This is a genomic window from Niabella aquatica, from assembly GCF_054779315.1.
Genome location: NZ_BAAGYM010000038.1, coordinates 430,998 through 452,638 on the forward strand (window position 1 = coordinate 430,998; position 21,641 = coordinate 452,638).

Genomic DNA, 21,641 nt, shown 5'->3' on the forward strand with positions numbered 1-21,641 from the left:
ATGGTTCATAGTTCATGGCTAATCCCGATGAAATTGAACATTGATTGTTGAGCATTGAATATTGAGTGTTCGGATATGCTATACATAAGAGGGAAATATTCAATAATCAATTTTCAATACATCAATATTCAATCGTAATAAAGAGAGCTCTCTGCTTTTAGCCTTCGGCTTTTACGCTGGATGCTGGTAGCTGGATGCTTGATTCTGCTAATAGTTCATGGCCAATCCCGGTGAACATTGGCCGTTGATTATTGTATAGAATTTCTGTACCACATTGTTATTGGATACCGGATGCTGTCGGAACATTTTACATTCAATGCATGTAAAGGCTGCACTTTGATTAAGGGGTTTGCAGCGTTTTTAAATGCAGCCCACACCCAACCTTTAGCTCTGAATAAGGTTGAAAACACTTGGTATAAGGTAGTATTTTACCACCTTTGAATTGACAATTACATTAGGTTTTAAAGCTAACAAATGAAATACCGGGAATTTCACAAAATTGTGAAGCACAACGGATGGTGATATGTCAAATTGGAGGGTAGTCACTACATTTACGAAAAGGAAGGCATTCGTTATCCGGTACCTTACCATGGGGCAAAGGAAATCGGTAAAGGGCTACAACTTAAAATTACAAAGGATATGGGGGCTTATATAGTTCCTCCTTTTAAATTTCTTACGAAGCATGAAAATATTAAACATTACAATCGAAAAGACCTCCGACCATTATAGTGCGTATGCTACTAATGCAAAAGGAGTATACGGTGCAGGAGAAACACCGGAGGAGGCTAAAAAATCAATACTGGAGGCAATTGAGTTATTGAAAAAGTATAACGCTCCTGAAAACCTTCCGGCGATACTAAAAGGCGATTATACAATATCCTTTAAATTTGATGCCCAGAGTTTGTTAAACTATTATAAAGGAATCTTTACTCTGGCCTCTTTGGAGCGCATCACCGGCATAGATCAGAAATATTTGCAGCACTATTCAACAGGCCTTAAAAAACCTCGCCCCGAACGATGTAAAAAGATTGAAAAGGCCCTTCATAATCTGGGCTCTGAACTTATGGCTTTAGAACTATAATTCGATTGACATTAAGTATCAATTTAAGCTGCCCTGTCGGAAACGTTGGGCTTTTCTTATTATTAGTGGAAAGGATTTTCGGCCCGTGGTCCCCAATCTGATTATAATTCTTTATGATAAAATTGACAGGTTTCGCACATTCATTGTAATGTATTTCTTTATTAAAATGAATATTGTATATCTTGCACTATGCAACAGTATTTAGATTTCCTGCAACATATTCTTGATAACGGCACACAAAAAACAGATCGTACAGGTACCGGTACTATCAGCGTATTTGGCTACCAGATGCGCTTTGACCTGCAAAAAGGGTTCCCCCTGGTTACCACGAAGAAGATCCATCTTCGGAGCATTATCCATGAGCTATTGTGGTTTTTAAAGGGGGATACCAATATTGCTTATCTGAAAGAAAATGGGGTGAGTATCTGGGATGAATGGGCCGATGAAAACGGGGATCTTGGCCCTGTGTATGGCAAGCAATGGCGCAGCTGGGAGGGAAAAGACGGGAAAGTGGTGGACCAGATGGCAGACCTTATCACCCAGATCAAAAAAACGCCCGACAGCCGGCGCCTTATTATAAGCGCCTGGAATGTGGGCGAGCTTCCTGAAATGGCTTTAATGCCCTGCCATGCTTTGTTCCAGTTTTATGTAGCGGGGGGAAAGCTGAGCTGCCAGTTGTACCAGCGTAGTGCTGATGCTTTCCTCGGCGTACCCTTTAATATAGCTTCTTATGCTTTGCTTACCATGATGATAGCACAGGTATGCGGTTTAGACGCAGGGGATTTTGTGCATACCTTCGGCGATGCGCATATTTATAATAATCACCTGGAACAGGTAAACCTGCAACTAAGCCGTGAGCCCTATCCGTTACCGGTAATGAAGATCAATCCTGATATAAAAGATATTTTTGAATTTAAATATGATGATTTTAAGCTCGAAAATTATCAGTGCCATCCGGCTATCAAAGCGCCTGTAGCGGTTTGAAGTGAAGAATGTAAAATATTGAATGTTGAATTTTAAATGTAAAATGACGAATACAACAAGAAAATATGACCTGGAAGATCGCCTGATAAAATTTGCAGTAATGGTATTGAGCGTTTGTGATGTATTACCTAATACCAAAACAGGAGGCAATTTAGAACATCAATTATCTAAAAGTGGGACTGCCCCGGCATTAATGTATGGTGAAGTTTTAGCAGCTGAATCGCAGGCAGGTTTTATACATAAATGAAGTGTGCTTTGAAGGAACTGAGAGAAACAAGGGCTAACCTGAGAATAATTATGGAGAAGCCCGTTGTTGTTCATGATTGCATAGCTATCACTTTAAAAAGAATGTAATGAGCTTATTGCGATATTTAACGCAAGTGTAACAACAGCAAAAAGAAACCGGGAGCTAAGTGACACTAAAAAAAATTAATATTTAATATTCTACATTTAATATTTATGATTATCTCTTTAGTAGTAGCAGCATCTGAAAATAACGTAATAGGTAAGGATAACCGCCTGGTATGGAACCTGCCCGATGATATGCGCCATTTTAAAAATGTAACCTGGGGGATGCCGGTAGTGATGGGCCGTAAAACTTTTGAGAGCTTTAAGAGACCATTACCCGGCAGAAAAAATATTGTGCTAAGCAATCAGAAGGGGTTAAAGATCAATGGTGCCATTGTGCTGAACACTATGAAAGACGTGGAGTTTATGGTAAAAGAAATGGACGTGAAAGAGCTGATGGTAATAGGGGGCGGCGAGATATACAAAATGTATTATCCAAAAGCTAATAAGATATATATCACCCGTGTAGATGCAGTTGTGGAAGGCGATACGTATTTCCCCGCTATTGAAGAAAAAGAATGGCAGCTGGTTAGCAGCATAAAAAATACAGCTGATGAAAAACATGCGTTTAATTATGCTTATGAACTTTGGGAGCGGAGGTAATTAGTGAATTAATAAATGTGATGATGTGATAATTTGATAATGTAAAACGTACATCGTACACCTGACATCCGGCCTTCCACATTTAAAATTTAATATTCTACATTTATCATTTTACATTCCCATGGTTTACTCTCCTTTACAGGCTGCCGCCAAATATTTTAAGTATTATGTACATGCTGCCAACAGCAAAGGACATGGTGTACATTCTCCTTTCGTATTTGAGTTCATAACCAAAGTAATGAACGATTTTACTCTATATGAAGAATATGCAAAGGTAGAAGGGCTGCGTAAAGCGTTGCTGAAGGATACCACCGAACTGGAGGTAAAAGATATGGGTGCCGGATCTGCCAGAACATCGTCCGATAAAAGGTCCATAGCATCTATTGCTAAAAATGCTGCCAAGCCTAAAAAGTTTGGCCAGCTGTTATACCGGATCGTAAAGTACTATCAGCCAAAAACCATTCTTGAATTAGGCACATCGCTGGGTATTACTACCAGCTATCTGGCGCTTGCCAGGCCCGATGCTTCTGTTACTACAATGGAAGGCGCTCCAGAAATCGCTGCTAAGGCGCAGGAAAATTTTCAAAAGCTGGATATTGAAAATGTCAGGATTGTTGAAGGGAATTTTGATGATACGCTTGAGGGAGTGTTACGGCAAAACCCTGAAATTGATTTGGCATTTATCGATGGCAATCACCGCCAGGAGCCTACCGAGCGGTATTTCTACCAGTTGCTGCCTTATATACATAACGATAGCCTGCTGATATTTGATGATATTCACTGGAGCAAAGAAATGGAAACAGCCTGGAAAAATATAGTGCAGCATGAAGCCGTAGCCTGCGATATTGATCTTTTTTATATTGGTATCATCAGTTTCAGGAAGCAGTTTAAAGAAAAGCAGCATTTTAGCGTGAGGGTTTAAGGGGGAACATGTTCAATACGCCAATGTACAATGATTAACCCCAGGTTCATGACGTTCCTCTGTAAGAGCAGCATTTAAATACCGGCAAGCTGCATTATTTCATTTGGCTTTATTTATTTTTGTAGCGTGCAATTACCATCAGCATTAGTCGACTCGCTGCAGGGGCTCAAAGACTTTAATGAAGGGGCTTTCCGGCAGGTGCATGCGGGCAGTGAGAAAGTAACTTCCATCCGCATCCATCCGCAAAAACGGGCCGCTGTTGCGGAGGCCTCTTTTTTCGGAGGAGAACGTAGCGCAGCTGTTCCCTGGTCTGCATACGGATATTACTTATCCGAGCGTCCTTCTTTTACATTTGATCCTTTATTTCATGCGGGCTGTTATTATGTGCAGGAAGCCAGCAGCATGTTTATCGAGCAGGCATTAAAACAAACAGCTGATCTTTCCGGCTCCTTAAAAGTGCTGGACCTGTGCGCCGCTCCGGGCGGTAAATCCACGCATATACAATCATTACTATCAAAAGACAGTTTGTTGGTGAGTAATGAGGTAATAAGACAGCGTGCTCATATTTTAAAAGATAATATGGTGAAATGGGGAAGCGGCAACGTGGTGGTAACCAATAACGACCCGAAAGATTTTGCAAAGCTTAGAGGCTATTTTGATGTAGTTGTTGTAGATGCCCCGTGTAGCGGAAGCGGATTATTCAGAAGAGATGCGGAAGCTATTAATGAATGGAGCGAAAATAATGTAATGTTATGCAGCCAGCGCCAGCAGAGGATACTGGCTGATGTAATGCCTGCATTAAAGAAAAATGGAGTGCTGATATATTCAACCTGCTCCTATTCGAAACAGGAAGATGAAGATATACTGGATTGGCTTACTGATGAATTTCAGATTTCAAATATTCAATTTCAAATAGACAGTAACTGGCATATAACTGAAGTGGAAACACGGCTTCAAAACTATGGCTATCGTTTTTGGCCGCATCTTGTAAAAGGGGAGGGTTTTTTTATGGCGGCATTCCGTAAAAATGAGGAAGCCATTCATAAAAATAAAAGCCGGCCTGTAACAAAACCTGCAGCAAAGCCATTAAAGGTCCTGGTTGAAAAATGGGCAACCATTGACGGGTATGAGCTGATGAGCGTTAATAATAAAGTGTATGGCTGGCCCGGCCTGCTTTTCAGCGATTTTGACCTGCTGCTGCAAAACCTCAGGATCATTTACTCGGGAGTTTTGTTGGGCGAGATGGCGCATCAGAAGTTTATTCCGGATCATGCACTGGCCATGAGCCCTCTGGTTAATAAAGACTGGTCCCGGGAAGAGGTTGATATTACTAAAGCAATAGCTTACCTCCAGAGAAATAATATAGAATTAACGAACGCCGGTACCGGCTGGAAGCTTATAACTTATCAAAACCAGGTCCTGGGCTGGGTTAACGTTTTACCCAACCGGGTTAATAATTATTATCCCAGGGAGCTAAGGATATTAAAAGACCGGCTTTAAAAAATAGGAGAGACCACTTTATGCTTCAGCTGTTGCCTCCACCATTAAATGACGGTACGCTTCATTTAAAAAATTCGGGATCAGGTTTTTGTTGGTCCAGTGAATTTTATCAGGATCGTCAAGGTGCTCCAGCATACTTTGCAGCTTAGCCGCACCGTGGTTCTTTATAACCATATCGCGCCTTTCCTGGTCCTGGAAGTGCCTGCTCATGCCCACGGCATCAGCTTCAGGATGAAATTGAGTACCGAAGATAAAATTGTTAAAGCGGATGCCCATTACCGCCCGCTCGTAAGGTACATGCGGACGTTCTTTTTCTATACAGGTAACATAAGAACCCATATCGTGCAGCAGCTCAAGATTGGGTTGTATTAACTGAAAATCGCGGCTGTCAACAGCGTAAAAAGGATTTTTAAGATGCTGGAAAACAGGGTCTTCCATGGCCTCTGGTAAAATATGTATGGGAAATGTACCAAAGGAAGTAGATCGTCTTTTACAGAGCAGCCCGGCGTTGAAATACCTGCATGCCAGCTGGAAAGAATGACATATCAGGAATACAAATTTTTTTACAGAGTTGGAAGGATTCTCATTCCATCTCAGTATATCTCCAAACCATCGGTTCCAGTTGATATCCCAATCGTCAAAGCGTGTATTCAGCGGATCGCCCGGGCCACCGCTCGATATATAAATATCATAGGAAGTATCAGGCACCTCATTTTTTACCCTTACATCAAATACTTTATACAAAATGCTGTAATCGTTTTCAAAAGCCCATGCATGTACAATTTCATTAATACACCTCATGCCCTGGTTCGGATATCCTGCATTCAAATCCAAAACAGCTATCCGAATCTGTTTTTTATCCAATTCGATCATCCGGCAAACGTACATGAAATTTTTCATTCACAAAACCTGTGCGTTCCGGCAGGCGCGTACACAAAAGATGAATGAAAAATTTTATACAAGTTCCCCGTATACCAGACAGGCAGGTTCCCGGCAAAAAATAATAACTAATTATATTTTCGCCAATGCTGGATGGTATAGTGTAAGATTGAATTTACTTACTCATAACTTCCCATTAAGCTATACTGCAACTTGCAATTACCAAAAATACTCAACACGGTTTTAATACTTCCTGTTCCTCAGAGTTTAATTGTCCGCTCAATATTGATTTGTTCTAAAAAAGTTTCATCGTGTGAAATGGCCAGCAATGTTCCCCTGTAATTGTTGATGGCGTTTGTTAGTATTTCTATATTCTGAATATCCAGGTTATTGGTTGGTTCGTCCAGGACAATGATGTCGGGCGACTGATGGCCAATACTTAAACAACACAGCATTAAACGCATTCTTTCCCCGCCACTCAAAGCGCTGCAGGGTTTGTCCCAGTCTGCCTTTGTAAACAGGAAGCGGTTCAATCTTATTTTTATCTCGTGCTCCTGCAATACGGAGGTATTAAACAGTTGTGCCTGCTCGTAAATTTTCAGGTGAGTGTTTATTAAAGAATAATCCTGGTCGATATAAACCGATTTGTTTGCTGCAATAAAAACACTTCCGGTTTGCGGTGTGAGGTTTCCCAGGATCACTTTTATTAAAGTCGTTTTGCCTGAACCATTTGCGCCTTTTATGACAATACGCTCCCCGCTAACGATTTGAAAATTCAGGTGCTCCTGCCATAAATATTTTTCTTTTTCGTAGGAAAAATTGATATTATCAGCAATGAAAAGATTTTTTCCTCTGTGCAGTTTTGAATGGTCAAAACCAACCTTCATTTGATCGGTTTCCGGAAGAGAAGAACGCAGGTCCTGTAGCTCTTGCCTGATGCTCCCGATTTTTTCCGCATGAACACTTTTTAGTTTTGCCGTACTCTTTTCAGCATTGTTCCGCAAAGTGTTCATCATTATCCGGGCAATGCCCGATTTCTCCTGTTTGGCTTTCCCCCGGCTATTTAATTTTTGTTGCCGTTCCAAAGTTCCCCGTTCCTGCTCTTTCGCTCTTCTCAGTGCTTTTTCTTTGCTTTGAATGCCCTGGCTTAAAGCATTATCCTCCATTTGTTTTTGCTCCTGGTAAAAATCGAAATTACCGCCATAGACTTTAATCCCGTTTTTGTTCAATTCACAAATGGTATCCAGAAGGTTCAGCAATTTCCTGTCGTGGCTTACGATAATTAGCGTGATTTTTGTGGAGCGTATGAAATCATACAACAATTGTCTGCCCGAAATATCCAGGTGATTGCTTGGTTCGTCCAGCAAAACCAATTCAGGTTGATGAATGTCAATACCCGCAAGGAAAACTTTTGTTTTTTGCCCGCCACTCAATGTTCCCATTTTTTGCGACAGGTCCAGACCGGATAAGTGCCAGTAGTCCAAAGCTTCTTTACAACGGTCTTCTATCGTCCAGTCATCATTAAGTAAACTGAAATTTTTTTCACTTGCATTTCCGTTCAGAATGTCTTTCAATGCGTGCAGCTTGCCTTCAATCCGCAGCGCCTGTGCTATAGTTAAATGGTTGAACTGCCCGAAAATTTGTGGTATATAATAGGGCTCAACATTAATGCTTATTTGCCCGTCTGACGGCTGCCGTTCTTTTGCAATAATTTTCAATAACGTAGATTTTCCTATGCCGTTGTTACCAATTAAAGCTATTTTGTTGTGAATGTTTACAGTCAGATTAATTTGGCTGAACAGTAAATCTTTGTTGAGATGTGTATAGGATAAATTTTGAATTGTAAGCACGATTTATTCCTTTTAAAAGATTAAACAATCCGGCAATCGTTTTAGTGATTGTCGTTCTTATTTGTCCGAAAGGAATAATGGGCTACATTTTCGCTACTTTATTTTTGTGACACAAAGATATCCTTTTTTGTTGAGTACGCGCTTCGTTATAGCAGCTTAAGCAAATGTCTCTTAAGATCATGTATAAATCTGTTCATACCATTTATCCCCGTTTGATAATTTCTCTGCGGTGAGCAGTGCCCCAGTCAGAAAGGCTGCTGATTACCGATTCCAGCTTCCTGCCGTGTTCAGTTAGTTCATATTGAACGGTTACTGGCTGTGTACTCAATACGGTTCTTTTAATAAGCTTGTTCATTTCCAGTTCTTTTAATTCTTTGCTCAGCATTTTATTGGATATGCCCTTCACATCATTCAGGATGTCAGAAAACCTTCTATGTTTGTTGTAAAGCAATGTTGCAATAATAGATATTTTCCATTTACCGCTCAGCACGTACATAGCATCATGTACAGCCATAGTATGCTTTTTACACTCCTGGTGAGTTGCTATTTTTCCTGTCATAGTTACTTGGTTACCTAAATGTTACTGTTACTTTTAGTTACTATGTTTCAAATATAAACAAATCTGTTTTAACTTTGTCTTTCAATCATTAAAATTGTGATAAAATGAAAAACAAAAAAATCATTTACTGGGCTGCAACAGGTATATTTTCCTTAATGATGCTGTTCTCGGGGTACAATTATTTCACTGCACCTGAGCTTAAGGAGGCTTTTGTACATTTAGGATTTCCGGATTATTTCAGGATCGAACTGGCTGTGGCAAAAATTTTAGGAGCATTAGCCCTGGTGTTACCGTTCGTCCCCAAGGGCTTTAAACAATTTGCTTATGCTGGTTTTACGATTAATTTAACCTCTGCTTTTATTGCTCATAGTTCAAAAGGCGATCCTTTTAATATATCGGTAATGCCGTTGATCTTTTTGGCAGTGCTGGTGGTTTCCTATATCTATTACAACAAACAGCAGCAGATAAGTTAAACAGCAGCATACATACCATTATTTGAAAAGTCAAACTCTATTTTAGTTTGACTTTTTTAGTTGGAGAAAATAATTGCGGGTATCGGCAAATGCAGGCGTAACGCCTGGCAAAAATCCTGCTGGTTAAAATCCCTGTTTACACAAGCCTTTTTGTAATTGGTAAGAAATAGAAACCGGAGGGAAAATCTTACCTGCCAGAATTGGTAATGATTTATGTTCTTTTTAACTATACCGGAAAAAAATCAACTTTTCATAAAATATTTTTCCTCTTCAGTTGTCTTCATAAGTAAGAACGTTCTTAAAGAAACAAATAATCAGGTAAAAATTAAGAAAATTATGATAACAAAAGGTTTTGGAATGGGATTCTTTGGAAGAAGCCCTTTCGATAAAAATGAAAGAAAACAGTTCCAGGAAAAATGGGCGAAAATGTCTGACAGTGAGAAACTTGAATTTGCGAATGAGCGGTTCGGGAATATAGGAGAAGACCGGTTTTCTGTAGAGAAATTGGATGAGCTTTGCGAAAAATGGACAAAAATGTCTGCCGGAGAAAAGCAGGCATTCGTGGATGAGCGCAAAAAGGCTTTTGAAAGCAGAATGCAGGGTATCCGGGGTTTTGGGGAACATGCATGTTAATAAGAATAACCAACCACATAAGAGCATCGTTTTTTTGCATTAAATAGCAGGATACTATGTGATTATGTGGTTTGTTTGATCAAATGATATTTAAAAGATGAAACAAAGAGGTGTAAAAATAGCTTTAATGGGTGCTGCAGCATTGGCTGCAGTAAGCACTGTTATTATGCTGTTGTGGAACTGGCTGGTTCCGGGTATTTTCGGGCTAACTGTCATTAATTTCTGGCAGGCCTTAGGATTGTTCCTGCTGGCACGTATTCTTTTCGGGCGTTTCGGATTTAGCAGGAACAGGATGATGCACGAAAGGAGAAATCATATTCGGGATAAATGGAGGAATATGACTCCGGAGCAACGTAAAGAATTTATTAACCGAAGACGGAGTTTCGGTTGGGGTGATCCTTTCGGAATGGAACATTTTGATAAGGGAGCGCAAGCACATCACGGTGATGGGGATAAATGAACATACCGGGAAACCAGATGTTGAACAGCTGGTAAAAGAACACCAGGCGCGCCTGAAATCGTTTATTTGGAAAAGGGTCTCCAATAAGGAAGACGCAGAAGATATTTTGCAGGATGTCTTTTATCAGTTAATAAAAACCGTTGAAAATAACCTCAGTCCTATTGAGCAGGTTACGGCCTGGTTATACCGTGTAGCCCGGAACATCATCATTAATAAAGGCAGGAAAAAGCACGAAGCATCGCTGCCGGCTACCCGGTATAATGATGAAGGGCATGTGCTGGAAACGTTCTCAGAAATCCTGTTTAATAATGATCTCCCGACCCCTGAAACGGAATATATGCGCTCATTAGTGTGGAAGGAGCTGGAAGCTGCCCTGTTGGAAATGCCTCCGGATCAAAGAGCGGCTTTTGAGCTTACAGAATTAGAGGGGCTTCCGGTGAAAGAAGTAGCCGCAACAATGAATATACCTGTCAATACCTTGTTGTCCCGAAAACATTATGCTGTAAAATACCTGCGTAAACGTCTGTACGGATTGTATACAGATCTTATGGAATATTGATCCATACCCTTCTCAAAAATCTGTTTAAGAATCTAAGCTTAGCACTCAGCAAAATAAAAAAAGCGGTATGCAGGAAAAATGCAGCAACCACACTTCGTGGTAGAAGATGCAACGGATCTGAATAACATTCATTCGCAATTGGATGTTTCGTTCGATATTGGTTACTTCCATTGCCTGGATACAGCAGGAAAAAATAAATAGGTGAATGAACGGGCAAGGGTATTAAAAGCCACGGCACTTATCTTGTCTGGGGATATTTTGCCATCAGATATTAAAATAATTCCTGAATATATAACTGATGTTTTTTCAAAAAAATTTAAATTGATAAAGGCTGTTCCAAGGCGGAACCGACTTGCTGCTTCGCATGGGTATTGCCTGCTTCGTAAATAAAAATAAAATGACTTTATTCAAAAATAAAAAGATCGCCATTATTGGTGGCGGCCCGGCAGGGCTGGCTTTGGCCCGGTTATTACAAATAAAAAACGGGGAGGTAAGCGTTTATGAAAGAGATGTTGACCGCGGGGTGCGGGTACAGGGCGCAACGCTTGATTTGCACGAAGGCACAGGGTTGGAAGCATTGAAACGGGCTGGTTTGCTGGATGCATTTTATAAACATCACCGCCCGGAGGCAAGTAAAATGCGCCTTACAGACGGGAAGCTCAATGTCGTATTTGACGATCACCACCTGGCAACTATTACGTCAGAAAGCCGACCCGAAATTGATCGTGCTCCTTTACGGGACATTTTATTGAATTCGCTTAAGCCCGGTACTGTTGTTTGGGATAGTCATTTTGTTTCAATGGAAAAAGAGAAAAGCGGCTGGCGTGTACATTTCAAAAACGAAACAAGCATATATGCCGATCTAGTGATCGCCGCAGATGGGGCAAACTCCAAAGTTCGTCCGTACCTGAGTGATACTAAGCCGGTCTATTCGGGGATCACGTTGATTGAGGGAAATATTTACAATGCTGAAAAACATACACCGGGCCTTTTTTCCTTTGCAAAGGGAGGAAAAGTAATGGCTTTTGATGACGAACAATTTATAGGTTACGGCATTAAAGGGGATGGCTCTATTATGTTTGTGGCCAGTTTCAAAATAGCTGAGAACTGGCTTTCTCAAAGCAGTATTGATTTTAGCAACAGGGAGCAGGTTTTTGAGTGGTTTAAAACAGCATTTTCAGGATGGAGCGATGAGTGGCATGAATTTTTTACGAATGAAGGCGTGCATTTTATTCCGCGTCCGCAATATTATTTTCCATTTGATCAAACTTGGGAAACACAGGAGAATCTGACAATGATTGGCGACGCGGCTCACCGGATGCCGCCTTATGCCGGTGAAGGAGCAAATGTAGCATTACAGGATGCTTTTGAATTAGCTAAAAATTTAGCCGGTAATCAATTCCCGAACATAAAGACTGCCATCTCTCATTTTGAAAAACAAATGATCGAAAGAGGAGCGCAGGCCACACAAAACACCCTGGAAAACTCCGAAAGAATGTTCTCCGGAAACGGATTGGCACAAATGGTGGCATTTTTTAACCAGGTGAAAGAAGCGCACTAATACATTAATAATTTTTTTTACAGCAAAAGATGGATATACCAATTGCATAAGTGTGATTATTTACAGTACGGATAATTTAATCAGCCGCCTATTTTTATACATGGTTTATTTAGAATAGTTTTGGTACCGGATGGAAAATTATACTATTGTACTGGTTATAATGTCGCTGATGATTGGCGCATCAGGTATAGCGGATAAAATCAAGCTCCCGGCTCCTGTATTACTATTACTGGTGGGAATAGGTGTTGGGTTTTTACCTGCCATGCCTGGTATTGAGCTGAACCCGGAAATTGTGATGCTCCTCTTCCTTCCGCCGTTGCTGTATGATGCCGCATTTAATATTTCATTTAAGGATTTTAAAACCAATATCCATACCATTAACACGCTGTCAGTAGGGTTGGTATTTATTACTACCGTAGGCATTGCTGTTGTTGCCCGTTACCTGATACCGGATATGAGCTGGCCGCTTGCTTTTGTACTTGGGGCTATTCTTTCTGCGACCGATGCCGTAGCGGCGATTGGTATTACAAAGGGGCTGGGGCTGCCACATAAAACGATAGCTATACTGGAAGGTGAAAGCCTGGTTAATGATGCTTCGGCGCTGATTGCTTATCGTTTTGCAATAGCTGCGGTTACCGGTATCGCTTTTGTGTGGTGGAAGGCTTCCCTGCAATTCCTGCTGGTTTTAGGAGGTGGATTTCTGGTTGGCATGATTACCGGGGTAGTACTGGCCTGGATCCTTCGTTTTTTCCGTAGCAATGATATGGCTATTATCAGCTTTATGCTGTTGATGCCATTTGTAACCTATCTTGTTGCCGAGCATTTTGAAGTATCGGGAGTGATTGCGGTGGTCATATTGGGACTGAGTATGTCAAGGCTGAGCCGCCATAAGTTTCCTGAAAGGATCAAACAACAGTCAAAGAATTTTTGGGATATTATTATTTTCCTGCTCAACGGGTTTATCTTTTTATTGATCGGTCTGCAATTTCCTATCGTATTAAAAAAGATGGATCCTGCACAGATATGGACGTATATTGGTTATGCGGCACTTATTACATTGGTGGCTTTGGGGATCAGGATGGTACGGGTTTATTTGCAGCAATTCAATCTTCAAAGGGCTTTTGAAGGAAAACGCCGCATCAGCGAGGACGCATTATTTGATTCCCGCACGAGCTTTATTATCACCTGGTCTGGTATGCGGGGTATCGTTTCTTTAGCTATTGCGATTGGCCTTCCCGTAGAACTTGGCGATGGAACACCTTTCCCCATGCGGAATGAAATTATATTCCTTTCTATTGCCGTAGTATTATTTTCCCTGCTGGGACAGGGACTATCACTTCCCTGGGTGGTAAAGAAGCTCGGAAAAAAATGATTGCTGCTAAATATAACTATTGTTAAGCTTTCAATTAAGTTGTCGGGTATGCTAAATGATTTTTGCCCGTCCGTCCAATACCGCCCGGATATATTGCCGCCAAGATGTATTCAAAATCTTTAGATTTTTAAGATATAGGGCATACTTTTCTGCTATTATAATACGCAGATATTAGTTTTCCTGTCTCATATTTTGAGCAATAGAAAGCCGCCTATACTACCCGCCAGTATGATGATCACAGTACTCACCCTTTTCCAGAAAAGCGTTAGGGTAAGGCATACTCCTAAAATTACTGTTCCCTGCCACTCCTGTACCGATGATGTAAATAAATGAAAGCCTACTACTGCTATAATTGAAACTGATGCAGCACTGAGACCATCTAAAAAAAGCCTCAGCTTCTGGCTCGTGCGGGCAGAAGAGAGCAGTTTATGCAGGAAAAAGGAAATGAAAAAAGAGGGCAAAAAAATCCCCACAGTTGCTAATACACCTCCGGTGACCCCGTTGATCAGGTAGCCGGCGAATGTGGCGCCTGATAATATCGGGCCAGGAGTAATCTGTCCTACGGCAATGGCATCCATCAATTGCTGATGGTTAAGCCAATGATTTTTTCGTACAAGAGACTCATCCATATATGCAAAAAGCACATAACCGCTTCCATATAGCACCGCTCCGATCTTGAGAAAAATAAAGAAGAGTTTGCTGTCTGAAAATTTGTTACTTACCTGCAAAAAGAACGGAGTAAGAAATATCCCCCCGGTAAATAAGGACAATTTGTTTTTTGCTGCATATATAAGATAATTTATCAGGCCTGCGCCAATGATCAGCAGCACCTCATTCATGCCATAGAGGGAACCTGCAAATACCAAAAGGCAGAGCAGGATAAGCGTAATATTGTTCTTTAATGTCTTATTCCAGAGCCGGAACACAGTGCCAATAACCAATGCCGTTGTAGCAGGCCTGATGCCGAAAATAAAACGTTGCACATCTGGTAAGGCGCTGTACCGTTTGTAGAAATATCCAAAAAGGAGGCAGATCAGCATGGCCGGAAGTATGTAACAAACTCCTGCTACCACTAATCCCAAACGGCCGCCCCGTTCTTTTCCGCAGTGCATGACAACTTCCACGGCATTGGGGCCGGGTATGATATAAGAAGTGCTTAGTACATCCATAAAATGCTGATGATCGATCCATTTTCGCCGGACCACCATTTCATTTTCTATAGTGGCTACCATTCCTGCAATACCGCCAAAACCAATCGTTCCCAATTTCAGACAGGAAAAAGCAATTTCTTTTAATTTCTGCAACCTGCTTTCTCCCGTCATGTTATATGTGTTTTAAGTTCATGTAAACAGGCCATATCAGCGGTCCATTCTATTCCGCTGATATCTATCAGCTTTAGTGTATAGGTGTCTTCAGGCTCAAAAACAGCATCAACCGGAATGGTTAACGAGGCCCTGGCTCCTAAAGGGATCAACAGGCTGTGTTTGCCCGGTTTTACTTTGGCAACATAACGATTTTTAATATGCTCATCCCGAAACCGGGAAAGCGCTGCTCCGTTCCATTCCTGAACTATTTCTCCCTTGCTATTTAAAATTTGTATACCGATAAGAAAAGATCCATATACGTCGGCGCCCTCTGTTCTGTAAACCTCAAAGGTTAAAGCCGATTTTTGGAGTGCAGCATTTGATATTTCTATCTTGGGCTTTACAGATTTATTGTGCAATGTGCCCCATACACCGCCATGAAAGTGCTGGTTCGTGAATAGTGTTAACCCGATGATGCATATTGAACCGAATAAAACAATTTTCCTTAAAAGATTTTGCTTGATGTTCAACATACCCGATCCTAAAAATCCAAACCATTTTTTAAGCGTAAAAGATTGCCCTTTCCTTGCAAAGTATGCATCTAACGAATATGTTCCGCCACCTGAAAAGTAAATGGTAAACCCTGCTGCCACGCCTAAAACGCCGATTTGCCATTCATCTAAGCAAGTGGTTCCCAGCCAGCCTGCACCTAAAAGAATACCGACGGCCAGGCTGAAAACACCTATGCTCATTAATCGCGTAAACAATCCGGCCATAAATAAAAAGCCCACAATTCCCTCTACAATGGTAAATATAATCATGGCCCACCAAAGGCTATCAGGCTGAGCAACTAAATATTCAATAACAGGTTTAATGACTAAAGCATTAGGCAAAAAGTGATTGAATTTTTCGCCGATATATCCTGCTTCATCAGCGTTGAGCTTGTTCTCTAAAATTAATCGCCGCCAAAAAGCAGAAAAGTAGGTCCAACCGGTTACCCATCGCAAAGCCGTTGTAAGTACACCGGTAGAATAATATGCCTGGTTATTCATTGTGATCTGAATTTTAATTAGTAAAAAAGATTGGTGAAAATGCCAAAACAGGAGATTGGGGAATATCTGTTAGTTCCAATCAAAGATCAGATCCGGTATTGTTCGTGAATTATATAAATAGGTATGGATGCGAAAACATTTATTCCTGTAAGGGGAATAATATTGTGCGGTATTGAAAATGCTGAATAAACATCCGGTCCAAAGCCGGCACCATATTTTTGTATGTCTTTCTTATGAAAAGAAACTGAAATTTTTCGATGCTCTTCCTGTACCGGTGTCTGACAAATCCCGGTTTTATCGGGCTTTTCAGCATGGTTTAACGATGCTACAGGAATATGTAAAGCTTGTTTGATCTCTCTCTTCAGAGCGCAGGGCAGACAAATAAAAACAGCCATCAGAACGATGAAGGTTTTAATTAAAATATGCCTGACATTACTTTTCATTTTAGTATTACGGTATTGAAACTGTATCAAAAGTAAGTATTCCGTTTCTAACAGATGCTTATGAAAAACTTAATAGCTGCTTTATCTTTAATATCTTGCGGGTTACCAAAAAGCTTCCTTGATTGTCATATTGTCCCGATAATCTATCGGGAGGAAGAAATATAGACAATCAAGAAGTTAGCCTTCGTCAACAGTTCGGCAAGCTCACTGTGACATCATGCTGGTATTACTTTTGGGTCAACCCCCCCTCAGTGTGTTATCGTTTATTTCTTAAAAGAAATAATATTCACAGCATATTTCAGAAAAAGTGCTTATGTTAGAAAAAATTGAAAAAACTGATGATAAAAATTGATCAGGAATATTCCTTTCCTGTTGAAAATGTGCTGTTCTCATTTGCATTGGCTTCTGAGGCTGCTGGGGTTTTTGAAGGATATAATTATTTAATTACCGGGATCGGCAAAGTAAACGCAGCATATGAACTGGCGAAAGCGATACAGAACAAAAGACCGTCATTAGTCGTAAACCTTGGGTCGGCAGGGAGCAATTACTTTGTCAGGGGAGAAGTGGTTTGCTGTACAAAATTTGTGCAGCGGGATATGGATGTAAGAGGGCTGGGATATGAGCTATACGAGACTCCTTTATCCGGGTTACCTCCTGTGCTCGAATATGGCCTGGCAATGGAAGGAATAAGAGAAGGTATTTGCGGAACCGGCGATAATTTTGAAATGCGGCATGTTGTGACGGCTTATAATATAGTTGATATGGAAGCCTATGCTTTAGCTATGATTGCCATGAAAGAAAATATCCCGTTTCTTTGTCTCAAATATATTTCAGACGGTGCCGATGACAATGCCGCTGAAGACTGGACGGTTCAGGTACATAAAGCTGCCATGGCATACGGAGACCTATTGAAGCTGGGCAAGAAACATACGCTGGTATAGTAGTGCTATGACCAGGGAGCAGCAACAGAGTAACGCGTAAATGGAACAGTGCCGGTTTTGCTTTTTGAAGTAGTTAGAAAGCCAGTTTCCCGGAATTACAATTCCTTTGCTCTTTTGCGCATTTTTTAGAGGCCATTGAAGGCTTTTTGTCCAGAGTGCTTTTGGGGTATACCGGAGTTGTACAGGTTTGCATGGTTTTTACAGTGTTGCAACTATAGCTTATTAATAGTCCGGAGTGCTTTTTTGACAATATATTGGGTCTCTTTTGTCCGGCTTTCTTTTTCCCAGCGCTGGCAAAGCGAGCTTACAAAACCGGGTTGTGTTTTACCGGCATCGTTAAGCCAGTTGCCCACGCTGTCCTGAACGTATCTTGCAGGGTCGGATCTTAACGGTTCTAAGATGGATAATGCTAATTCAGGATTTTGCTTCAAAACTTCAATATGTTCGCACCAGACACCACGGGGTCGGGTTGCTTCTGTGGTAAACCTTCTTATATTTTCATCTTTGTTTGCGGTCCAGGTAGAAAGAATGGCAATGCTCTTTTCCAGATCAGCAGCTATTTTTTTTCTTATGGCCATCCAGCAAATTTCCCGAACTGCAAAATGTTTATCTGCTGCGAATATTTGAATTTGTTCCAGCGTTTCTTCCATACTTAACTCTTGATTATTACCAATGGTATATGTAGCCCAGCAACGAACCAGATCAGACTTATGGTTCGACAATAGTATGAAGAAGCCGCTATCACCATTTTTTATTGCCTGCTCAGAAAGTGCTGTTCCTATGGCTTCATTTATTGTGTTTACGGTTTGCTTTTTTAACTGTGCAACGGATGCTATAATATGCGCCAGGTAATGTGCCCGGCCGTTTTGTTTGAGCAGGTGCTCCAGTAAAAGCTGCTGATCAACGGCGAGCCATTCTACCAGGTTTGCTGTTTCGATCTCGCCGTGATTTAACTGTTCCAGAATATCCTGCGGGATTTCTTTGCTACTTCTTGCTCCTTTTCTTTTTAGATTTTCCATTATTAATCCATCTTTTTTGTTCGTGGTCATAGCAGGAAAATAATAGAGCTAACCATTCAGCCATTGATGTAAGAGGTTGTTCATTATTTCATTACACTTCCTGGTATTTTTTGCCCCGCTTTGAATAAGTGTTGTGGTTTGCTGATAAGACCCCTCCTGTAATTCGGATACGCCATTTTTTAACATCAGCATTATTGTGTCTTGTGTTACTTCGAGGTGGAATTGCAGGCCGATTATTTTTTTGCTGTAATAAAATGCCTGGTTGGTATTGGCCTCGGATGAAAGCAGGTTAATACTTCCTTCGGGAATTTCGAACCTGTCTCCATGCCAGTGGAAAACTGTTGGCGTGTTCTTGAAAAGTTCGTTAAACCATGAAATTTGCCTGCTTTCTGCTGTGGGCGTTACAGGAAACCAGCCTATTTCTGTATACGGGGCCTTATTTACTTTGGCCCCAAGGCAATCTGCGAGCAGTTGGGCTCCCAGGCAAATGCCCAATATTTTTTTGCCTTCCCGGATGCAATTTTTAATAAATGCTTTTTCTTCCTTTAAAAATGGAAATTTAGTTTCGTCATATACGCCCATTGGTCCGCCCATTACGATCAACGCCTCTATTTCCTCAACGTTTGGCAAATGATACGACTTCTCAAAAAAACGGGTTGACGTAATATCATGATCATGCGCTTTTAGCCAGGTCTCTATATATCCTAATCCCTCAAAAGATACATGTTGCAGGTAATGTACTTTCATTGCTTATTTGTATTTTCATTCCAATAGTAACTGTCCGGGTACATCCTTTTCCCAAAAATAGCGGTTCCTACGCGAACTATAGTAGCTCCCTCTTCAATAGCGGTTTCCAGGTCACTGCTCATTTCCATTAATGAGACCTGGCTGGGAAAAAAGCGCAATCAAGATAAACTGTATTTCTTCAAAAAATGTTATATTTGTACTGCCTGTATCACATAAAGGTCGGCTTCAAGCCGTTGAAAGGTATCTTTCTTAGTGTGATGATGGGCTTTTTTTATGCAGTTAACTTTCTTCATCTTTAGTATATAAACTTTGAATTGACCGGATTTTATTTCCGAGAAAATCAACATACCGGCTCTCATTCCTTTCCCATTTCCTTTGCAGTGCCCATAAAAAATAATCAGCAATATTTATGATCGGCTCCGAAGTAGGTTGCTGAACATTGAAAACCATCCGGCAGCGATTACTGCTTCCCGGATATTTATTTGCCGCAATAGTTGCTGCTTTACCCAAGCCCTTTTCCAAATTCTTATGTGTGGTACATTTACTCCGATGTGCAATATTAAGTACAAGTTTTTCGTGATCATTAAACTTATCGATCAGCAAATGAGAAAACATATCTGCATAAAATTCTGATTGATTACCATTATGCTTTTTCTCATAGATACCATAATTTTTTCTTGCAATCACAGCATCAAAATGGCAATCAATTTTTGTGATTAGCTCAAATGCCATTTTCCTGACCTCCGGCACATCATCCTTAGCATGAAGAAAATAAGCGGATTTACTTTTCTTTTTTTGAATGCTTGGTACAGCTTTGAAATAGGCATCATTAGCAACGTAGGTTTGCAAATCAATTATTTTCTTTCTTACTTCTGCCACCGGCTCGTTCAATATCAACATTCCCAGAAGAAAATAAGACGACACCCCATCAGTGCCGATGATAGGTGTTTTCCCTTTTCCATAAAAAGTCGTATCACCGGCTTCATCCAAAAAACGATGATACCTGTGAATGAGCGATTCTTCAAATATCGTTTTACCCTTATTCATTCTGATTTAAGCATTCAATCAATTTTCAAAATAAGAAAAATAGCGGCAAAACATTATACATCATGAAAACTATTATTTTTCGCAATTATCAAGATCATTCTCCTGACTTTGCTTCATTCCAATAGTAACTGTCCGGGTACATCCTTTTCCCAAAAATAGCGGTTCCTACGCGAACTATAGTAGCTCCCTCTTCAATAGCGGTTTCCAGGTCACTGCTCATTCCCATCGACAGATCTTTCATATCTGCATTGGGAATATTCATAGCAATGATCTGTTGCTGAATGTTTTTAAGCAGGCGGAAATACGGACGTACTTTTTCTCTTTCAGCGCTGAACAGGCCAATCGTCATTAACCCTTTTATTTTCAGCGTTCCCAATTGTGCCACCTCTTTTACTAATTCAATAGCTTTATCAGGGCGTACGCCGAACTTGCTTTCCTCATCGGATGTATTTACCTGTATCAATACTTCTATGGTCCTGTTTTCAAACATTAACCGCTGGTGCAGCTTTTCGGCCAGTTCCAAACGATCGAGCGATTGTATGCAGGCCACATCATACTTTAGTATATCCTTTATTTTATTGGTTTGCAGGTGACCGATGAAGTGATTCGTGTGTGGCACTTTCTTTAGTGCTTCGTATTTTTCTTTAAGCTCCTGTACCTTGTTTTCTGCCATCAGTGTATGTCCTGCCTGTAACGCAATTTTAATACGTTCTGCAGGTACGGTTTTGGTGGCCAGTAATAGTTTTACCTCATCGGGATGTCTGCCGTTCTGTTTACAGGCATTACCTATCCGCTCTTTTATGATGGCAATATTGCTTAAAATTTGTTCACTCATTGGATTTTTATAATGCTATTGCTGATGAAACAGTTTGGTACTTACTGCAATCCTGTTCCAGAAATTTATCTGGTTAATAGTAATGATTATTTGCGCTACCTGGTTGTTGGTAAAATACTGTTGTGCTTTTTGAAAGGTAGCATCACTAACTCCGTGTTTTGATATAAGTGTTATTTCTTCTGCCAAAGCCAATACAGCTTTTTCCTCTTCACTGAACAGCGGGGTTTCTTCCCAGGCAGATAGTGCATAAATTCTTTGCTCTGTTTCACCTGCTTTTCTGGCATCTTGAGTGTGCATTTCAAGACAGAACGCGCATTTGTTTATCTGTGATACCCTTATTTTAATAAGTTCTCTAAGAGCTAAACTTATATCTGTTTTTGAAAGATATTTTTCCATGTCAAACAATACCTTGTAGGCGTCGGGCTCTAATTCTTTGATATTAATACGTTGTTTCACCTGTATGTTTTTT

At 40.6% G+C, this 21,641-nt stretch carries 27 protein-coding genes; 15 read left to right on the plus strand and 12 right to left on the minus strand.

Features of this window, described 5'->3' with window-relative positions; genetic code table 11:
* Positions 1-531 precede the first annotated feature (531 nt).
* The 7 genes from ACYVBM_RS21500 to ACYVBM_RS21530 all read left to right on the plus strand — a co-directional run bounded on the left by ACYVBM_RS21500 (position 532) and on the right by ACYVBM_RS21530 (position 5,438).
* Positions 532-729, plus strand: a complete 198-nt coding sequence (locus tag ACYVBM_RS21500) for a type II toxin-antitoxin system HicA family toxin (protein ID WP_460687761.1) — start codon at positions 532-534, stop codon at positions 727-729.
* Positions 683-1,081: a type II toxin-antitoxin system HicB family antitoxin gene (locus ACYVBM_RS21505; protein WP_460687762.1), complete on the plus strand. Its 399-nt coding sequence runs from the start codon at positions 683-685 to the stop codon at positions 1,079-1,081. The genes ACYVBM_RS21500 and ACYVBM_RS21505 overlap by 47 nt, the downstream gene beginning before the upstream one ends.
* A 189-nt stretch (positions 1,082-1,270) precedes the next feature.
* The gene (locus tag ACYVBM_RS21510) at positions 1,271-2,065 is read left to right on the plus strand and encodes a thymidylate synthase (RefSeq protein ID WP_460687763.1); all 795 of its coding nucleotides are present in this window, start codon (positions 1,271-1,273) and stop codon (positions 2,063-2,065) included.
* Between the two features lie 43 nt (positions 2,066-2,108).
* Entirely contained in the window at positions 2,109-2,312 is a 204-nt protein-coding gene (locus ACYVBM_RS21515) for a hypothetical protein (RefSeq protein WP_460687764.1), read from the plus strand.
* A 212-nt stretch (positions 2,313-2,524) separates the two neighbouring features.
* A complete protein-coding gene (locus tag ACYVBM_RS21520) occupies positions 2,525-3,016 on the plus strand; it encodes a dihydrofolate reductase (protein WP_460687765.1) in 492 nt (163 codons plus the stop codon).
* A gap of 121 nt (positions 3,017-3,137) precedes the next feature.
* The gene (locus ACYVBM_RS21525) at positions 3,138-3,938 is read left to right on the plus strand and encodes an O-methyltransferase (protein WP_460687766.1); all 801 of its coding nucleotides are present in this window, start codon (positions 3,138-3,140) and stop codon (positions 3,936-3,938) included.
* A gap of 126 nt (positions 3,939-4,064) precedes the next feature.
* A complete protein-coding gene (locus tag ACYVBM_RS21530; RefSeq protein WP_460687767.1) occupies positions 4,065-5,438 on the plus strand; it encodes an RsmF rRNA methyltransferase first C-terminal domain-containing protein in 1,374 nt (457 codons plus the stop codon).
* An 18-nt stretch (positions 5,439-5,456) separates the two neighbouring features.
* Here the strand turns inward: ACYVBM_RS21530 and ACYVBM_RS21535 are convergent, their stop codons facing one another.
* The 3 genes from ACYVBM_RS21535 to ACYVBM_RS21545 all read right to left on the minus strand — a co-directional run bounded on the left by ACYVBM_RS21535 (position 5,457) and on the right by ACYVBM_RS21545 (position 8,726).
* Entirely contained in the window at positions 5,457-6,311 is an 855-nt protein-coding gene (locus tag ACYVBM_RS21535; RefSeq protein WP_460687768.1) for a GMP synthase, read from the minus strand.
* 266 nt (positions 6,312-6,577) lie between these two features.
* Positions 6,578-8,167, minus strand: coding sequence for an ABC-F family ATP-binding cassette domain-containing protein (locus tag ACYVBM_RS21540; RefSeq protein ID WP_460687769.1), 1,590 nt, complete (start codon positions 8,165-8,167; stop codon positions 6,578-6,580).
* A 202-nt stretch (positions 8,168-8,369) separates the two neighbouring features.
* On the minus strand, positions 8,370-8,726 hold the full coding sequence (locus ACYVBM_RS21545; protein ID WP_460687770.1) for a winged helix-turn-helix transcriptional regulator: 357 nt from the start codon (positions 8,724-8,726) through the stop codon (positions 8,370-8,372).
* Positions 8,727-8,830: 104 nt separating this feature from the next.
* On the opposite strand from ACYVBM_RS21545, the gene ACYVBM_RS21550 reads away from it, so the two are divergent.
* From ACYVBM_RS21550 to ACYVBM_RS21580, 7 genes are all read left to right on the plus strand, one after another.
* Positions 8,831-9,199 carry a DoxX family protein gene (locus tag ACYVBM_RS21550; protein ID WP_460687771.1) on the plus strand — a complete coding sequence of 123 codons (369 nt, stop codon included), beginning with the start codon at positions 8,831-8,833 and terminating at the stop codon, positions 9,197-9,199.
* Between the two features lie 336 nt (positions 9,200-9,535).
* A complete protein-coding gene (locus ACYVBM_RS21555; protein ID WP_460687772.1) occupies positions 9,536-9,832 on the plus strand; it encodes a hypothetical protein in 297 nt (98 codons plus the stop codon).
* Positions 9,833-9,929: 97 nt separating this feature from the next.
* The gene (locus ACYVBM_RS21560; protein WP_460687773.1) at positions 9,930-10,292 is read left to right on the plus strand and encodes a hypothetical protein; all 363 of its coding nucleotides are present in this window, start codon (positions 9,930-9,932) and stop codon (positions 10,290-10,292) included.
* Positions 10,279-10,851, plus strand: coding sequence for an RNA polymerase sigma factor (locus tag ACYVBM_RS21565; protein ID WP_460687850.1), 573 nt, complete (start codon positions 10,279-10,281; stop codon positions 10,849-10,851). Before ACYVBM_RS21560 ends, ACYVBM_RS21565 begins: the two co-directional genes overlap by 14 nt.
* A gap of 78 nt (positions 10,852-10,929) precedes the next feature.
* Positions 10,930-11,052 carry a hypothetical protein gene (locus ACYVBM_RS21570; RefSeq protein WP_460687774.1) on the plus strand — a complete coding sequence of 41 codons (123 nt, stop codon included), beginning with the start codon at positions 10,930-10,932 and terminating at the stop codon, positions 11,050-11,052.
* A gap of 196 nt (positions 11,053-11,248) precedes the next feature.
* A complete protein-coding gene (locus tag ACYVBM_RS21575) occupies positions 11,249-12,412 on the plus strand; it encodes an FAD-dependent oxidoreductase (protein ID WP_460687775.1) in 1,164 nt (387 codons plus the stop codon).
* A gap of 130 nt (positions 12,413-12,542) precedes the next feature.
* A complete protein-coding gene (locus ACYVBM_RS21580) occupies positions 12,543-13,784 on the plus strand; it encodes a Na+/H+ antiporter (protein WP_460687776.1) in 1,242 nt (413 codons plus the stop codon).
* A gap of 185 nt (positions 13,785-13,969) precedes the next feature.
* Here the strand turns inward: ACYVBM_RS21580 and chrA are convergent, their stop codons facing one another.
* From chrA to ACYVBM_RS21595, 3 genes are all read right to left on the minus strand, one after another.
* Complete coding sequence (chrA, locus tag ACYVBM_RS21585) at positions 13,970-15,106, minus strand: chromate efflux transporter (protein ID WP_460687777.1); 1,137 nt, start codon at positions 15,104-15,106, stop codon at positions 13,970-13,972.
* Complete coding sequence (locus ACYVBM_RS21590) at positions 15,103-16,140, minus strand: TQO small subunit DoxD (RefSeq protein ID WP_460687778.1); 1,038 nt, start codon at positions 16,138-16,140, stop codon at positions 15,103-15,105. Before ACYVBM_RS21590 ends, chrA begins: the two co-directional genes overlap by 4 nt.
* A gap of 86 nt (positions 16,141-16,226) precedes the next feature.
* Complete coding sequence (locus tag ACYVBM_RS21595) at positions 16,227-16,535, minus strand: hypothetical protein (RefSeq protein WP_460687779.1); 309 nt, start codon at positions 16,533-16,535, stop codon at positions 16,227-16,229.
* A 386-nt stretch (positions 16,536-16,921) separates the two neighbouring features.
* On the opposite strand from ACYVBM_RS21595, the gene ACYVBM_RS21600 reads away from it, so the two are divergent.
* Entirely contained in the window at positions 16,922-17,524 is a 603-nt protein-coding gene (locus ACYVBM_RS21600) for a 5'-methylthioadenosine/S-adenosylhomocysteine nucleosidase family protein (RefSeq protein ID WP_460687780.1), read from the plus strand.
* 212 nt (positions 17,525-17,736) lie between these two features.
* Here ACYVBM_RS21600 and ACYVBM_RS21605 read toward each other — a convergent pair whose 3' ends face one another.
* From ACYVBM_RS21605 to ACYVBM_RS21630, 6 genes are all read right to left on the minus strand, one after another.
* Positions 17,737-18,573: a DNA alkylation repair protein gene (locus ACYVBM_RS21605; protein WP_460687781.1), complete on the minus strand. Its 837-nt coding sequence runs from the start codon at positions 18,571-18,573 to the stop codon at positions 17,737-17,739.
* An 18-nt stretch (positions 18,574-18,591) separates the two neighbouring features.
* Complete coding sequence (locus ACYVBM_RS21610; RefSeq protein WP_460687782.1) at positions 18,592-19,290, minus strand: type 1 glutamine amidotransferase; 699 nt, start codon at positions 19,288-19,290, stop codon at positions 18,592-18,594.
* Positions 19,287-19,418, minus strand: a complete 132-nt coding sequence (locus ACYVBM_RS21615; RefSeq protein WP_460687783.1) for a hypothetical protein — start codon at positions 19,416-19,418, stop codon at positions 19,287-19,289. Before ACYVBM_RS21615 ends, ACYVBM_RS21610 begins: the two co-directional genes overlap by 4 nt.
* Positions 19,419-19,569: 151 nt before the next feature.
* Positions 19,570-20,337 (minus strand): DUF3800 domain-containing protein, encoded by a 768-nt coding sequence (locus ACYVBM_RS21620; protein WP_460687784.1) that lies wholly within the window; start codon positions 20,335-20,337, stop codon positions 19,570-19,572.
* A gap of 94 nt (positions 20,338-20,431) precedes the next feature.
* Positions 20,432-21,172 (minus strand): YggS family pyridoxal phosphate-dependent enzyme, encoded by a 741-nt coding sequence (locus ACYVBM_RS21625; RefSeq protein ID WP_460687785.1) that lies wholly within the window; start codon positions 21,170-21,172, stop codon positions 20,432-20,434.
* A gap of 15 nt (positions 21,173-21,187) precedes the next feature.
* On the minus strand, positions 21,188-21,628 hold the full coding sequence (locus ACYVBM_RS21630) for a carboxymuconolactone decarboxylase family protein (protein WP_460687786.1): 441 nt from the start codon (positions 21,626-21,628) through the stop codon (positions 21,188-21,190).
* Between the last annotated feature and the right edge of the window lie 13 nt (positions 21,629-21,641).